We start from the raw sequence: 14,863 nt of genomic DNA, 5'->3' as shown, positions 1-14,863 counted from the left end.
CCCTGTTGTTGCTGTGGAGGCGTCGTGCGTGCCGGCATCGTGGTCACCGCCCACCCTGGCGTGGCGGAGCTCGCCGTGCGGGCCGAGGAGTTGGGCTTCAGCAGCTTCTGGGTCTACGACACGCCGATGGTGCACGGAGATCCGTTCGTAGCGCTGGGCCTGTGTGCGCGGGCGACCAGCCGGATCAAGCTCGGTGTCGGGGTGACCTCACCGGCGTTGCGGTCCGCGCCGGCCGCCGCGAGCGCATTCGCCAGCCTCAACGCGCTGGCACCGGGCCGGATCGTCTGCGGTGTCGGCACGGGCAACAGCGCCCGGCGCACCCTGGGCATGCCGCCGACCACCACCGTTGAGCTGGAGAGGTTCACCGCCGCGCTGCAGGACCTGTGCGCCGGACGATCCGCCGGGTACCGCGAGGGCGACCGGGTCCGCGGCGTCCGGTTCCTGCATGCCGGCCTGCACGTGAACACGGCCGACCCGATCGAGTTCCTGGTGGCCGCGCTCGGGCCGAAGGCCGCCGCCGCCGGCCGCCGCGGCGCCGGTCTGGTCTCCTTCGGCCTGCTGGATCCCGCGGCCTGGCGCGCCTTGCAGGCGGTTCGCCAGCAGGCCGCGAACCCGCCCCGTGCGGTCACCATCGCCGCAGCGTAGGCGGGAGAAATGCAGTCAATGCCTCATTCAGTGCACTGAGCGCAGTGAATGAGGCATTCATCGCACCCCACCTAGTTTCCGAGGCCGGTGTGGGCGATGCCGCGGACGATCTGGCGCTGGAACAGAACGAAGATGACCAGCAGGGGTAGGGCGCCGAGGACGACGGAGGCCATGATCTGGGCGTAGCGGACGCCGTAGACGGTCTGGACGGTGGCGAGGCCCACGGGGAGGGTCATGGTGTCGGGGTCGGTGGCGATGACGAACGGCCAGAGGAAGTTGTTCCAGGTGAAGACGAAGGTGAAGATCGCGACGGCGGCGAGGACCGAGCGGGACAGCGGCATGACGATCTGCCAGTAGATGCGCAGGCGGCTGGCTCCGTCGAGGAGCGCCGACTCCTCGAGTTCGCGCGGGAGGGCGTCGAAGAACTTCTTCAGGATGTAGACCATGATCGGGGCGGCGACCTGCGGAAGGATGATGCCCCAGTAGGTGTCGACCAGCCCGAGCGAGACCATCTCGGCGAACAGCGGCACCACCAGCACCTGGGGCGGCACCACGATTCCGGCGATGGTGAGGGCGAAGAGCAGGCGGCGGCCGCGGAACCGGGTGCGGGCGAAGCCGTAGGCGGCGAGGCTGGACAGCAGCACCACGAGCACGGTGACGATCGCGGCGGTGATCGCGCTGTTGAGCATCCACTGCCCGATTTGGCCGGCGGCGAGCACCTGGCGGTAGGCGTCGAAGGTGAACCGGGTGGGGAGCCAGGAGACCGGGATCGCGGTGGTCTCGCCCTCCGGCTTGACCGAGGTGTCCACCGCCCACAGCAACGGGATCAGCCACAGCACCGCGAACGCGACAGCGATCACGAGCGCGATGGCCGTGCCGATCCGGGAGGTGCGCAGCACCGCGGCCCGCTGGGGTCGCCGGGGCGGAGCGGCCGGTGCGGTGAGGGTAGGCGGCGGGCGCAGGACCGTGGTCATGGCGTCGTCTCCTCGTCGCGTGCGCGGAACAACCTCAGCTGGGACACGGTGACCACGAGGATCAGCGCGAAGAAGACGTAGGAGATGGCGGTGCCGTACCCGGTCCGGTAGCCGGTGAAGCTGGCCTCGTACACGTACTGGATCACCGGGCGGGTGGCGTGGTTCGGGCCGCCCTGGGTCATCAGGTAGATCTGGTCGAACACCTTCAGCGAGGCCAGCAACTGCAGCACCACGATCAGCACGGTGGTGCGCCGCAGCATCGGCAGGGTCACGTGGCGCAGCTGCCGCCACCAGCCGGCACCGTCCAAAGCGGACGCCTCGTAGAGGTCCGGCGGAATGGTCTGCAGCGCGGCGAGGTAGAGCAGGAAGTTGAACCCGACCGTCCACCACAGCGTGGTCAGCACGATGGCCGGCATGGCGGCGTCCGGGTCGGTCAGCCAGCCGATGTTCAGGTGGACGCCGAGCCAGGACAGCATCCCGTCGAACAGTCCGAAACCCGGCTGGAACAACCAGGTCCAGAGCAGCGACACGACGGCCACCGGGAGCAGGAACGGGGCGAAGTAGGCCAGCCGCCACAGCCACCGCGCCGGGGTGAGATGGTTGGCCAGCAGCGCCATGACCAGCCCGAGCACCACCAGCGGCGGGGTGGACAGAATCGTGAACCAGGCCGTGTGCCACAGCGACTGCCAGACCGCGGCGTCGGTCAGCGCCTCGCCGAAGTTGCGCAGCCCGACGAACCCGCCCGCGGTGCCGGAGAGGCTGTCGTTGGACAGGCTCATCTTCACCCCGAGCACCAGCGGCCACACCAGAAACGCCGCGTAGGCAAGGAGAAACGGCAGGGTGAACCAGATCCCCGAGCGGCCACGGGTCAGACGTGCCCGCTCGGTGACCGCCCGCCGGACGCGCGGTGTGCGCACCGCGATGGCCTGGGTTCCCATGGCGCCTCCGCTAAACCGGGCTGGGCGTGTCCAGCAGCTTCTGCAGCGCGGACTTGGCCTGGTCGAGCCCGTCCCGGGCGGAGCCGCGTCCGGTGAGCACGGTGGAGAAGGCGGCGCCGGTCTCGGTCTCCAGCACCGAACCGGAGCCGCTGAACCAGGCCGGCGGGTCGAGCTGCACCTCGTCGGCCACCGAGCGGTACGCCGACTGCGGCTCCAGGGCGAGGTACTCCTGGCTCTCGGCCACCGGCCGGTACGCCGGGATGTGGCCGCCCTTCGCCCAGGTCACGCTGTTCTTCAGGAGGAACGCGATGAACCGGTAGGCGGCCCGCTCGGCCGCGCCGCCGCGGTCCCGCCGGTGCGGCAGCACCAGCGTGTGCGCGTCCGCCTCCACCACCGCGCTTCCGTTGAACACGGAGGGAAAGCGGGTCATGCTGAACGGCGTCTTGGCGGTCAGGAACGAGCTGACCTCCCACTCGCCGTTCCAGTGGAACCCGGCCTTGCCTGCGGCGAACAGCGCCACCGAGCCCTGATAGTCCACTTCGGTCACGGCCGCGCCGCTGGTGCTCAGCCGCCGCATGAACTCCAGTGCCTGCAACGCTTTTCCGTCGTCGATCGCCAGCTTCGGGCCGTCCAGCCGGAGCTCGCCGCCGAGCTGGCGGTACATCGTCCAGAACAGCCGCCACGGGCTGACCGCGCCCGGGCCGAACGTCTCCACCGACATGCCGTGCGCGCCGGTGACCCGCTTGGCGGCGAGGAAGGCCTCGATGATCTGGTCCGGACCGGTGATCGGCTTCAGCTTCCCGGCGGCGTCGAGCAGGCCCGCCTTGGCGCAGACGTCGACGTTGTAGTACATGACGAGCGGATGGGTGTCCAACGGCACCGCGTAGGTCCGGCCGCCGTGCTGGCCCTGCTCCCAGATGGACTGCGGGAAGTCCTCGGGCCGCACCCCGGCCTCGGCCAGCAGGTCGAGGTCGACCGGATCGAGCAGGCCGGCCGGGGCGAACGCCGGGAGCCGGGACAGGTGCAGGATCGCCACGTCGGGCGCCCGGCCGCCGGTCGAGGCCATGGCCAGCTTGGTGTAGTACGGCGGCCCCCAGGCCAGGGTCGACGCCTCCACCTCGACGTCCGGGTTGGCCGCGCGGAACGCGTCCAGCATGGCCAGCATGTTCACGCCGTCGCCGCCGCCGAACAGGTTCCAGTAGCGCAACTTGGTGGCAGCGCCGGTGTACAGGTCCGAACCGGCGCAACTCGTGGCGCCCAACGCCAGGGCGCTGACCATGAAACGGCGACGACTCAGTGATGTCATCGGTGACATCCGTTCGGGATATCGAACCTAATCCGAAAATCCGAAACCTTACGGTAGCCGGTCGCCCGGCCGGCCGGCAAGGATCACCGCGGTCAGAAGGCGCGCGGCCAGCCGTCGCTCCAGTCGAGGAAGTTGATCCCGAGCCGGCTGCCCGTCGAGGTGTAGTAGTGGTAGACCAGCAGCCAGTTGTCGGTGTCCGGCAGCACCGCCTCGTGGCCGGGACCGACGATGCTGCCGTGCGTGGCCATGATCTCGGTGCCGCCGCCGTTGGTCAGGGCCACGCCGGCGCGGTCCACGTAGGGCCCGGTGATGGACGTCGACCGGCCGACCATGACCCGGTAGGTGCTGCTGGTTCCCCGGCAGCACAGGTCGAACGACACGAACAGGTAGAAGAAACCGTTGCGCTCGACGATGAACGGCGCCTCCACCGCGCCGCCGTTCGACGGCCGCCGCGCGATGCCGTAGAGCGTCCGGTCGCCGGCGTGCTGCTTGCCGGTGGCCGGATCGATCCGGATCATCTTGATGCCGGTCCAGAACGAGCCGAACGACAGCCACCACCGGCCGGCCGAATCGACCACCAGGTTGGGGTCGATCGCGTTGTAGTCGTTGGCGTTGCTGGTCTGCCACACCATGCCGAGGTTGGTCCAGGATCCTTGTGCGGCGGTGGTGCTGGTGGCCAGGAAGATCGCCGAGTTGCGCGAGCCGAACGACGAGGCGGCGTAGTACAGGTAATACCGTCCATTGTGGAACGAGATGTCCGGCGCCCAGAGGTTGGCGCTGCCGCCGGTGAACTGCGTGGTCCACGGGGCGCCGTTCGGCCACACCACGCCGGCGTTGGCGAAGGCGACGCGGTTGGCGGACGTCCGGATCGGGAGGTTGTTTCCGGTCGAGAACAGGAAGTACGCACCGTTCGCGGCCCGGACCATGGCCGGGTCGTGCACGTTGATCGAACCCGTCACCTGACCCGGATTCGGATACTCCGCCGCCGCCACACCCGGAACCACGACCGGGATGACCACCGCGATCAGCGCGGCCACGACGAGACCTCGTTGCATCAGCGCTCCTCCTCAGCAGGGGTGAGCCGTTCGGAATACCGAACAGCTTTCGAGAAGCTGCAACGTACAAAACAGTAAAGGGGACGCCGGGCCTCGTCAAAAGGCGAACAAGGTTCGGTGTGTTGGCCTCTGGCGAAGCCATGTTGGCGTGTGGCGTCGCTGTGTTGGCCTCTGGCGTGGCTGTGTTGGCGTGTGGCGTCGCTGTCTTGGGCCCGGGTGTGCGCCGGGGTCACCGTCAGCGGTGTCCGGGGGCGTCGTCACCAGCCAACACACCTACGCCAGATGCCAACATGGCACCGTGACGCGCCAACACGGCAACGTGAGACGCCAACACGGTGACGAAGTGCAGAGGCCGGATTGCTAGTCCTTGCTGGCGAAAGCCGCGTCGAAGGCCGCGGCCGGAGCGTCGAAAGCCAGGCGGCGCACGAACTCCAGGGCTTCGGGGGCGCCGACGAGGCGGTCCATGCCGGCGTCCTCCCACTCGACGGAGATGGGGCCGTCGTAGCCGATCGTGTTGAGCGCGCGGAAGCAGTCCTCCCACGGGACGTCGCCGTGGCCGGTGGAGACGAAGTCCCAGCCCCGGCGCGGATCCGCCCAGGGCAGGTGCGAGGAGAGCCGGCCGCGGCGGCCGTCGGCGGTGCGGACCTTGGTGTCCTTGCAGTCGACGTGGTAGATGCGGTCGGCGAAGTCGAGGATGAACCCCGCCGGGTCGAGGCCCTGCCAGACCATGTGCGACGGGTCCCAGTTGAGGCCGAACGCGGGGCGGTGGCCGATGGCCTCCAGGGTGCGCCTGGTGGTCCAGTAGTCGTAGGCGATCTCGCTGGGGTGCACCTCGTGCGCGAACCGGACGCCGACCTCGTCGAACACGTCGAGGATGGGGTTCCATCGCGCGGCGAAGTCCGCGTACCCGGCGTCGATCATCGACTCGGGCACCGGCGGGAACATCGCGAGCGTGTGCCAGATCGAGGATCCGGTGAACCCGACGACCGTGCCCACGCCGAGCGCGGCCGCGGCCCGCGCGGTGTCCTTCATCTCCGCCGCCGCCCGCGCGCGGACGCCCTCGGGCTCGCCGTCGCCCCAGATCCGGGCCGGCAGGATGGCCCGGTGCCGCTCGTCGATCGGGTGGTCGCAGACCGCCTGCCCGACCAGGTGGTTGGAGATGGCGAAGACCTGGAGGTTGTGCTTGGCCAGGGTCTCCCGCTTGCGCTCCACATAGGACTCGTCGGCGAGCGCGGCGTCGACCTCGAAGTGGTCGCCCCAGCACGCGAGCTCCAGCCCGTCGTACCCCCACTGCCCGGCGAGCCGGCACATCTCCTCGAACGGCAGGTCGGCCCACTGGCCGGTGAACAGGGTGATCGGTCGCGGCATCGTTGCTCTCCTCGGCCAGCTTTCATCGAATCGTACAGAAGTTAGAACGATGTTCCCATAACTTTCGTCGTGCCAGCTCTTCCTATCGATCGACGCACCGCATATCGTCGTCGATGGCGGATCGCACGCATCCTCGCGCGTGGCACCGCCCTGGCGCACCCGTACCCCATCGGTGGATCCCGCGACCAGGCCGGTTCCCGACCGGCCCGGACCAGTACGCCCCCGGACGTCCCCCGACACAGCGAGGTGCCATGCGACCCCATCTTCGGCGTGCGCTCGCGACCCACCTGGTCCTGCCCGCGCTCCTCAGCTCCCTGCTCGTCACCGTGAACCCCCTCGCGGCACCGGCGGCACCCCTGCCCGACAGCGGCAGCGCCGTCGAGGGCGGCGGCTCGCACTACAAGGTGCTCGTCTTCACCGGAACGGCCGGCGCGCCGCAGCCGTCGACCGCGGCCGGGGTGGACGCCATCCGCCGGCTCGGCACCGAGTTGCGGTTCAGCACACAGGTCACCGCCGATCCGCGCGTGTTCGACAAGCCGCACCTGAAGAAGTACCGCGTCGTCGTCTTCCTCAACAACGCCGGCGACGTGCTCTCCGACGCCGAGCAGGCCGCGTTCGAGGCGTACTTCCACGACGGTGGCGGCTTCGTCGGCATCCACACCGCGATCGAGGCCGAGCCGGGCTGGTCGTTCCTCACCGACGTGCTCGGCACCCGGGCGAGCGGTGCCGCGCCGGTGAGCCAGGCCGTGGTCAAGGTGGCCGACCGCGTCCACCCGGCCTCGGCCAACCTGCCGGACCGGTGGACCCGCACCGACCGGTGGTACAACTTCACGTCCAGCGTCCGCGGCTTCGCCCACGTCATGTCCACTGTGGACGAATCGACGTTCGCCGGCGGCACCATGGGTTTCGACCATCCCATCACGTGGTGCAAGGACTTCCAGGGCGGCCGCTCGTTCTACACCGGCTTCGGCGGGACGCCGTCCTCGTTCCGTGAGGCGGGTATGCGGTCCCACCTCGGCGGCGCGATCCGGTGGGCCGCGGGCCTGACCGACGGCGACTGCGGCGCGACCGTGCTTGCCAACTACCAGATGGACTTCATCGCCGCGCCACCCAACGTCAGCGAGCCGATCGGCTTCGACGTGCTCCCCGACGGGCGCGTGGTCCAGACCGACCGCCGCGGCGGGGTCCGGCTGCACGACCCGGCCACGAACACCACGCACCTGCTGGCGCAGATCCCGGTCTACATGGCCAGCGAGGACGGCATGTACGGGCCGGCCGTCGACAACGACTTCGCCACCAACAGATGGATCTACCTGTACTACTCGCCGCCCTTGAGCACGCCGGTCGCGAACGCGCCGAACACCGGGGCCGACCCCTCGGTGTGGGACCCGTGGCTGGGGTACTTCCAGCTTTCCCGGTTCAAGCTCCTCGACGGTCCCGCGCCGACGCTCGATCTGGCCTCGGAGCAACAGATCCTGCGGGTGCCGGTGAACCGCGGCGCGTGCTGCCACGTCGCCGGCGACATCGACTTCGACAAGCACAACAACCTCTGGCTGGTCACCGGCGACGACACCCCGTCCGGCGGCGGCAACTCCGGCGGCTTCGCGCCGTTCAACGACATGCTCACGACGACCGGGCTGTTCAACGCGCCGCACGTGGACGCCCGGCGCTCCGCCCAGAACACCAACGACCTGCGCGGCAAGATCCTGCGCATCACGGTGCGGCCGGACGGTTCCTACACGGCGCCGGCCGGCAACCTGTTCGCCCCGGGCACGGCGCTGACCCGGCCCGAGATCTACGCGATGGGCCTGCGCAACCCGTTCCGTATCACCGTCGACGATGACGACGTCGCGTTCGTCACCGACTACTCGCCGGACTCCCAGACCCCGCAGGTGTTCCGCGGGCCGGCCGGGACCGGGCGGATGATGACGGTGCGGCGGCCGGCGAACTACGGGTGGCCGCTGTGCTACTCGCCGGACCTGCCGTACTACCGGTGGAACTTCAACACCTCCACTCCGCTGGACGACCCGCCGCAGGCCTTCGAATGCAACAACCCGGCGCACGGCCCGGAGAACACGTCGCGGTGGAACACCGGCCTGACCGTGACCCCGCCGGTCGCCCGGCCCGAGGTCTGGTACTCCTACCAGGACAACAACCCGGCGAACCCGCTCGGCACACCGTGCCCGGCGTACTACCGCCAGAACCCGCCGGGCACCTGCCCGCAGCTGTTCCCGGAGCTCGGGACCGGCGGCGTCGGGCCGCACGGCGCGGCGAAGTACGACTACAACCCGGCCAACCCCAACCCCACCAAGTTCCCCAAGTACTACGACGGCGCCATCTTCTTCGGTGAGTTCACCCGGGACTACCTGCGGGAGATCCGGCTGGACTCGTCCGGCGCGGTTTTCAAGATCAACGACCTGCTCAACTGCGGTCAGGCACCGACCACGCCGACCAAGCCGTTCCTGTGCGACAACCCCATGGACATGATGTGGGGCAAGGACGGGAACTTCTACCTGCTCACCTACGGGGACGGCTTCTTCAACATCAACCCGGACGCGGCGCTGGTGAAGTTCAGCTACGTCAAGGGGTTGCGCGCCCCGATCGCGGTGCTGAACGCGACGCCGGCCGACGGCGTGGCGCCGCTGACGGTCGCGTTCTCCAGTGAGGGATCGCGTGACCCCGACCCGGGCGACTCCATCAAGTTCTCCTGGGACCTCGACGGAAACGGGACCGTCGACTCGATCGAACCCAACCCCACGTTCACGTATTCGGCCAACGGTGTCTACACGGCACGGTTGACGGTCACCGACTCCAGCGGCAAGACCGCGTCGGCGAACACCACCATCACGGTCGGCAACACCTCGCCGTCGGTGCACCTGACGGTGCCGGCCGCGGGTGGGCTGTTCTCCTTCGGCGACACGATCCCGTTCGCCGTGACGGTTTCCGACCCCGAGGACGGCCCGATCGACTGCGGCCGCGTGCAGGTGACGTTCGTGCTCGGGCACGACAGCCACGGCCACGCCGAGGCGACCGCGAACGGGTGCACCGGAACGCTGCCGACCGAAGCCGAGGACGTCTCGCACGGCGGGAACGTGTTCGGCGTCATCAGCGCCTGGTACACCGATCTCGGCGGCTCCGGCGGTGTCCCCGCACTGACCACTGTGGACCAGGTGACGATCCTGCAGAAGCATCAGGAGGTCGAGTTCGCGGTCGACCAGTCCGGCACCAACACCGCACCGACCACCGACGCCGGCGGCGGGCTGCAGCGCGGCAGCCTGGGCAACGGCGACTGGATCGCGCTGAACGGCACCTATCGCTTGGTGGACATCAACTCGATCACGTTCCGCACCTCCGGCGGCACGGGCCTCGTCGAGATCCATCAGGACACTGTGGACGGACCGCTGCTGAGCACGGTCACGATCGCGGCGACCGCCGACGCGAACACGTATGCCAGCCAGGTGTTCCCGCTCGCCGACCCCGGCGGCGCGCACCGGCTCTACCTCGTGTTCCGCCCCGCACCCGGCGGGCCGGCGAACAACTTCTTCAACCTCAACTGGGTCGAGTTCGGCGGCGCCGGCATCGGCCTGTAGACGTTTCGCCTACCCCGGAAGGAAAAGACATGACCGCACAGATGAACCGGCGCCGGCTGATGGCGAGCGCGGGCGTGATGGCCGCGGCGGCGGCGACCCCGTCGGTCTTCGCCGCCACCCCGGCGTCCGCGACGGCTGAGCAGGGCGGCGCGCGGCTCATCCCGCCCGGCAAGCTGGGCACGATCACGTTCACCCAGCGCGACGTGCCGTCCAGAATCGGCATCGCGGCGAGCGCCCGGCTCGGCGTCGCGCCGACGATGGGCTTCCTCGGCGGGCCGCACTTCCCTGAGGACCCGACCGACCTCGGCCCGCTGGTCCCCCTCCCCGGCGGCTGGCGCGAGCTGCTCCATTACCTGGCCCGCCTCGGGTTCAAGCAGATCGAGTTCGCCGGCTACGGCCAGCACGCCGAGAACCCCGGCGGCGCCGCGCCCAACCCGGCCCCGGGCGGCGTGGTCACCCCGGAGTCCCGCGCCGCCTACCTCGCCTACGCCCGCACCCTGCGCGGCTTCCTCGACGAGTTCTGCCTCGAGGCCATCGGCAACCACGGCTTCATCCCCAACACCTGGCCCGGCCCCAGCAGCCCCGGTGGATCGATGTCCACAACCGACCGCGAACGCTTCCAGACCGAGCTCGAGTTCGCCGCGATCCTCGGCATGCCCTACATGGGCACCGGCAACGACCCGACCAGCGCCAACGACCGCAACATCGAGCCGTGGACCCTCGCCGGCGAGAAATGGGAGGCCCTCAACCGTCTCAGCCTCGCCTCCGGAATACATCTCTACCCACACAACCACTCCCCCGCCTACAACTTCCTGCAGGACGGCCCTCTCGTCACGGTCACCCAGGACCGCGTCACCGGCGCCCCGATCCCGCCAACCCAGGTGCGCGGCGAATCCGGCAAACGCCTCATGCAGCACTACCTCGACGTCACCGACCCCAGCCTGTGCGTGGTAGAACTGGACATCTACTGGGCCCACGTCGCCCAACACCAGTGGCGCTGGCGCTACGACTGGGAAGGCAACCGCGTCGAGGACGTCTTCGACCCCCGCGCCCAGGTAGCGCGCCAAACCAAGCGCTACGCCCTCTTCCACGCCAAAGACGGTGACGCCACCGGCGAACCGCCCGGTGTCGGCAACGGCTACAACTTCATCCCGTTCGGCGACCCCCGCAGCGACATCGACTTCCGCACGTTCTACCGCGGCATCGGTGCCCGCGGCTTCCACAATTCCAACTACGAGCAGGACAACGCCCCCGGCGGCACCGCCGACCCCGGCCAGTCCCTCCGCCACACCAGAATCAGCGCCCGCAACATGTCCACGCTGCGGGGCTAACCAAGCGCCACAACGCGAAACCGGAAAACGGGTTGGGGTAGGTGTGGTCCGGGTTCAGGAAGTGCATCGCGCGGCGTGGCCGGGAGGATCCCGTGTTCCCGGCCACACCGGCGACGCCTCGGGCCTGCGAAACCGCCGCGGGGCGCTTGCCGTGGCGGGTTCCTCGCTCGCGGGCCGAGGAGATGGTGGAGCTCAGGGTTCGACCTTGATCCAGGAGGAGTCGAGGCGGGCGGAGCGTTCGACGGCGTCGAGGACGAGTTGGACCTGGAGGGCGTCGGTGAAGGACGGGGTGGGGTCTTCGCCGGCGGCGATCGCGGTCAGGAAGTCGCGGAGCTCGTGGGTGAAGGTGTGCTCGTAGCCCAGGATGTGGCCGGGGGGCCACCACGCCGACATATAAGGGTGGTCGGGCTCGGTGACGAGAATTCGGCGGAAGCCGCGTTCGGTTTCGGGGAGCGTGGCGTCGTAGAACTCCAGTTCGTTGAGCCGTTCAAGGTCGAAGGCGACCGACCCGTGGGACCCGTTGATCTCGACGCGGAGGGCGTTCTTGCGGCCGGTGGCGAACCGGGTCGCCTCGTAGGTGGCGACCGCGCCGCCATCCAACCGTGCCACGAAGAGTGCGGCGTCGTCCACGGTGACCGGTCCGTACTCGGTGTCAGCCACCGCGGACAGGCCGCTGGACGCCGCGGGCAGGGGGCGTTCCTTGACGAAGGTCTCGGTCAGGGCGCTGACGCCGGTGATGCGCTGGCCGGTCACGTACTGGGTCAGGTCGATGATGTGCGCGCCGATGTCGCCGAGCGCACCGGAGCCGGCGACCTCCCGCCGCAGTCGCCAGACCAGCGGGAACTGCGGGTCGACGATCCAGTCCTGCAGGTACGCCGCGCGGACGTGGCGGATCGTGCCGAGCCGGCCCTCCTCGACGAGTTGGCGCATGAACGCGACCGCGGGCACGCGCCGGTAGTTGAAGCCGCAGACCGAGCGGACGCCCGCCAACCGCGCGGCCGCGGCGGCGTCGGTCATGGCGCGGGCTTCCTCCACGGTGTTGGCCAGCGGCTTCTCGCACAGGACGTGCTTGCCGGCAGTCAACGCGGCCATGGCGATCTCGGCATGGCTGTCGCCGGGCGTGCACACGTCGACGACGTCGATGTCCTCGCGGGCCACCAGCGCCCGCCAGTCGGTCAGGTGCTCCGCCCAGCCGAGACGCCCGGCGGCCTCGGCGACCTTCGCCTCGTCCCGGCCGCAGATCGCGACCATGCGCGCGCGCACCGGGAGGTCGAAGACGCGGTTGACCGTCCGCCACGCCTGCGAGTGCGCGGTGCCCATGAATGCGTAGCCGACGAGGCCGACCCGCAGCTCTCCATTGTCCACAGTGGACCCCCTGGTGTGTCAGAAACCGAGCGGAAGGTACTGGCCCGCGTTCTCCTTGGTGATGGTCTCGGAGGCCAGGATGATCTCCTTTGGCACCTGGAGTTCCACCAGGTCGGACATCTTGCGGTTCTGACCGATCAGGCGGGCCAGCGAGATCGCCGAGGAGGCCATCGACGGGCTGTAGGTGACCGTGGCCTTCAGCACGGAGTTGTCGGCCTGGATGGCCTCGATGGCGGACTTCGAGCCGGCGCCGCCGACCATGAGGAACTCGCTGCGGTTCGCCTGCTTGATCGCGGCCAGGACGCCGACACCCTGGTCGTCATCGTGGTTCCAGAGCGCGTCCATCTTCGGCAATGCCTGCAGCAGCAGCGTCGCCTCGCGCTGGCCGGTGTCCACAGTGAACTCCGCGGCCCGGCGGTTCGACACGCGCATCCCGGCCGCGGCGAGCGCGTCCCGGAAACCCTTGCTGCGCTCCTGGGTCAGCTCGAGCTGGTCGATCCCGGCGATCTCGCCGATGACCGGGTTGGCCACTCCCTTCGCCTTCATCTGGGCGGCGACGAAGTTGCCGGCCGAGACACCCATGCCGTAGTTGTCGCCCTTGATCTGCAGCCGGTAGGCCAGCGCGTCGGGGAACGCCCGGTCCAGGTTGACCACCGGGACGCCGGCCTTCATCGCCTCCAGCCCGAAGGAGTTCAACTCCTTGCCGTCGTAAGGAAGCAACACGATCACGTCGGGCTTCTGGGAGATGAGCGTGGAGAGCGCCGCGCGCTGGGCGGCCGCGTCCGCGCCGGCGGCGACCTCCTTGAGCTCCACGTCGCTGAACTGCTTGGCCTGCGCCTTGGCGTTGTTGGTGATCGCGGCGATCCAGCCGTGGTCGGCGGCCGGCGCGGAGAACCCGATGGTGACCTTCTTGCCGGGGCTGGAGTTCGGGTTGCTGCCGCCGCCTCCGGTGTTGGTCTGGGTGTTGGGCTGCTCCTCGTTGCTGGTGCACGCGGTCAGCAGCGCCCCCGCGCCGACGGCCGCACCACCGAGCAGCAGGTGGCGGCGCTGTATCCCATTTTTTGGCTCGCTGGCGTAGCGCCAGTCATCAGTCATGACGTCCTCCTGGGTGTGCCTGTCCCGGCGACCGTCTATAAAGGACGATCACCCGGCGGGTGGTTGAAGTTAATTCCTGGTGAGCTTGTTGCGGGCGAAGAACCTGGTGACGGACTTGAACTGCAGCTGCTGGATCAGCACCGCGGCGACGATGATGCCGCCCTTGATCATGTTCTGCGCCTCGGTGCTGAGGTTGTTGATGGCGAACAGGTTCGTGATCGTGGAGAAGATCAGCACGCCGAGCAGCGAGCCGACGATGGTGCCGCGGCCGCCGGCGAGCAGCGTGCCGCCGATGATGGCCGCGGCGATCGCGTCCAGCTCGTACAGGTTGGCCATCGCCGCCTGTGCGGAGGTGGCCTGGGAGGTCAGCATGACCGCACCGATGCCGCAGCACAGTCCGGAAAGGACGTACAGCAGCATGGTGTGCCGCTTGACGTTGATCCCGGCCAGCCGCGCCGCCTCGGGGTTGCCGCCGATGGCCACCGTGCGCCGGCCGAACGTGGTGCGGTTGAGCAGCACCCAGCCCGCCGCGGCGACCATGGCGAAAATGTAGACGAGCAAAGGGATACCGAGCCATTTGGTCGCGGCGAGGTCGTTGATGAAGAGGCTGCGGGATTCCTGCGTCTGCTGGTTGGAGATCTCCGAGGCCAGCCCGCGCGCGGCGACCAGCATCGCGAGCGTGACGATGAACGGAACCAGCCGGCCGTAGGAGATCAGTAGCCCGTTGACCAGCCCGACCCCGACGCCGACCGCGAGCGCGGTGAAGATCATGCCGCCGGCGCCGAACTTCTGGGTCGCGACCGTGGTCGACCACACCCCGGCCAGCGCGATGATCGCGCCGACCGACAGGTCGATGCCGCCACCGGTGATGACGAACGTCATCCCGACCGCCACCACGCCGATGACGGATGCCAGCTGGAGGATCGTGGCCGTGTTGTTGAGTACCCAGTTCAGGTCGCCGTAGAGCTCCGGTTTGGTGATCGCCCCGATTACCACCAGCGCGAGCAGGACGCCGACCAGCCCCAGGTTGCGCCGCACCGACTCGGTCGACTCGTCGCGCCACCAGCCGCGCCGCCGCCGGTCCTCGACCGGCTCGTCCTTGCGGGGCACCGTGGCCAGATCTCCTGTCAACGCGTCACCTCGCAAGCTCGGTGCCGCCGAGCCCTGCTGCTTCGCAAGCTCAGCGGCAGGGCAGT

The 14,863-nt window shown here is 69.2% G+C and carries 11 protein-coding genes; 3 read left to right on the top strand and 8 right to left on the bottom strand.

Annotated features, from left to right (window positions below):
• Positions 1-24: 24 nt before the first annotated feature.
• The gene (locus VGR06_RS07715; protein WP_327558276.1) at positions 25-645 is read left to right on the top strand and encodes an LLM class flavin-dependent oxidoreductase; all 621 of its coding nucleotides are present in this window, start codon (positions 25-27) and stop codon (positions 643-645) included.
• A 71-nt stretch (positions 646-716) separates the two neighbouring features.
• Here the strand turns inward: VGR06_RS07715 and VGR06_RS07710 are convergent, their stop codons facing one another.
• From VGR06_RS07710 to VGR06_RS07690, 5 genes are all read right to left on the bottom strand, one after another.
• Entirely contained in the window at positions 717-1,619 is a 903-nt protein-coding gene (locus tag VGR06_RS07710; RefSeq protein WP_327558275.1) for a carbohydrate ABC transporter permease, read from the bottom strand.
• Complete coding sequence (locus VGR06_RS07705; RefSeq protein WP_327558274.1) at positions 1,616-2,557, bottom strand: sugar ABC transporter permease; 942 nt, start codon at positions 2,555-2,557, stop codon at positions 1,616-1,618. The genes VGR06_RS07710 and VGR06_RS07705 overlap by 4 nt, the downstream gene beginning before the upstream one ends.
• Positions 2,558-2,567: 10 nt before the next feature.
• Positions 2,568-3,863, bottom strand: a complete 1,296-nt coding sequence (locus tag VGR06_RS07700; RefSeq protein WP_327558273.1) for an extracellular solute-binding protein — start codon at positions 3,861-3,863, stop codon at positions 2,568-2,570.
• Positions 3,864-3,955: 92 nt separating this feature from the next.
• Complete coding sequence (locus tag VGR06_RS07695) at positions 3,956-4,918, bottom strand: arabinan endo-1,5-alpha-L-arabinosidase (protein WP_327558272.1); 963 nt, start codon at positions 4,916-4,918, stop codon at positions 3,956-3,958.
• A 360-nt stretch (positions 4,919-5,278) separates the two neighbouring features.
• Positions 5,279-6,286 carry a sugar phosphate isomerase/epimerase family protein gene (locus VGR06_RS07690; protein ID WP_327558271.1) on the bottom strand — a complete coding sequence of 336 codons (1,008 nt, stop codon included), beginning with the start codon at positions 6,284-6,286 and terminating at the stop codon, positions 5,279-5,281.
• Positions 6,287-6,537: 251 nt separating this feature from the next.
• Between VGR06_RS07690 and VGR06_RS07685 the strand changes: the two genes are divergently transcribed.
• Positions 6,538-9,876 carry a ThuA domain-containing protein gene (locus VGR06_RS07685; protein ID WP_327558270.1) on the top strand — a complete coding sequence of 1,113 codons (3,339 nt, stop codon included), beginning with the start codon at positions 6,538-6,540 and terminating at the stop codon, positions 9,874-9,876.
• A gap of 29 nt (positions 9,877-9,905) precedes the next feature.
• Positions 9,906-11,207 carry a hypothetical protein gene (locus VGR06_RS07680; RefSeq protein WP_327558269.1) on the top strand — a complete coding sequence of 434 codons (1,302 nt, stop codon included), beginning with the start codon at positions 9,906-9,908 and terminating at the stop codon, positions 11,205-11,207.
• A 192-nt stretch (positions 11,208-11,399) separates the two neighbouring features.
• Here VGR06_RS07680 and VGR06_RS07675 read toward each other — a convergent pair whose 3' ends face one another.
• From VGR06_RS07675 to VGR06_RS07665, 3 genes are all read right to left on the bottom strand, one after another.
• Positions 11,400-12,572: a Gfo/Idh/MocA family protein gene (locus VGR06_RS07675; protein WP_414637186.1), complete on the bottom strand. Its 1,173-nt coding sequence runs from the start codon at positions 12,570-12,572 to the stop codon at positions 11,400-11,402.
• A gap of 18 nt (positions 12,573-12,590) precedes the next feature.
• Entirely contained in the window at positions 12,591-13,667 is a 1,077-nt protein-coding gene (locus VGR06_RS07670) for a substrate-binding domain-containing protein (protein ID WP_327558268.1), read from the bottom strand.
• A 69-nt stretch (positions 13,668-13,736) separates the two neighbouring features.
• A complete protein-coding gene (locus VGR06_RS07665; protein WP_327558267.1) occupies positions 13,737-14,798 on the bottom strand; it encodes an ABC transporter permease in 1,062 nt (353 codons plus the stop codon).
• Positions 14,799-14,863: the final 65 nt, after the last annotated feature.

The sequence above is a fragment of the Actinophytocola sp. genome (genome assembly GCF_036002505.1).
Taxonomy (GTDB): domain Bacteria; phylum Actinomycetota; class Actinomycetes; order Mycobacteriales; family Pseudonocardiaceae; genus DASYTH01.
Note: the sequence above shows the minus strand (reverse complement) of the source record. Positions and strands in the feature narration are given on the sequence as shown.

Coding starts and splice junctions, on each gene's coding strand:
- VGR06_RS07700 (WP_327558273.1), bottom strand. CDS start 3,863: ATGACATCACTGAGTCGTCGCCGTTTCATGGTCAGCGCCCTGGCGTTG.
- VGR06_RS07690 (WP_327558271.1), bottom strand. CDS start 6,286: ATGCCGCGACCGATCACCCTGTTCACCGGCCAGTGGGCCGACCTGCCG.
- VGR06_RS07680 (WP_327558269.1), top strand. CDS start 9,906: ATGACCGCACAGATGAACCGGCGCCGGCTGATGGCGAGCGCGGGCGTG.
- VGR06_RS07710 (WP_327558275.1), bottom strand. CDS start 1,619: ATGACCACGGTCCTGCGCCCGCCGCCTACCCTCACCGCACCGGCCGCT.
- VGR06_RS07670 (WP_327558268.1), bottom strand. CDS start 13,667: ATGACTGATGACTGGCGCTACGCCAGCGAGCCAAAAAATGGGATACAG.
- VGR06_RS07695 (WP_327558272.1), bottom strand. CDS start 4,918: ATGCAACGAGGTCTCGTCGTGGCCGCGCTGATCGCGGTGGTCATCCCG.
- VGR06_RS07705 (WP_327558274.1), bottom strand. CDS start 2,557: ATGGGAACCCAGGCCATCGCGGTGCGCACACCGCGCGTCCGGCGGGCG.
- VGR06_RS07685 (WP_327558270.1), top strand. CDS start 6,538: ATGCGACCCCATCTTCGGCGTGCGCTCGCGACCCACCTGGTCCTGCCC.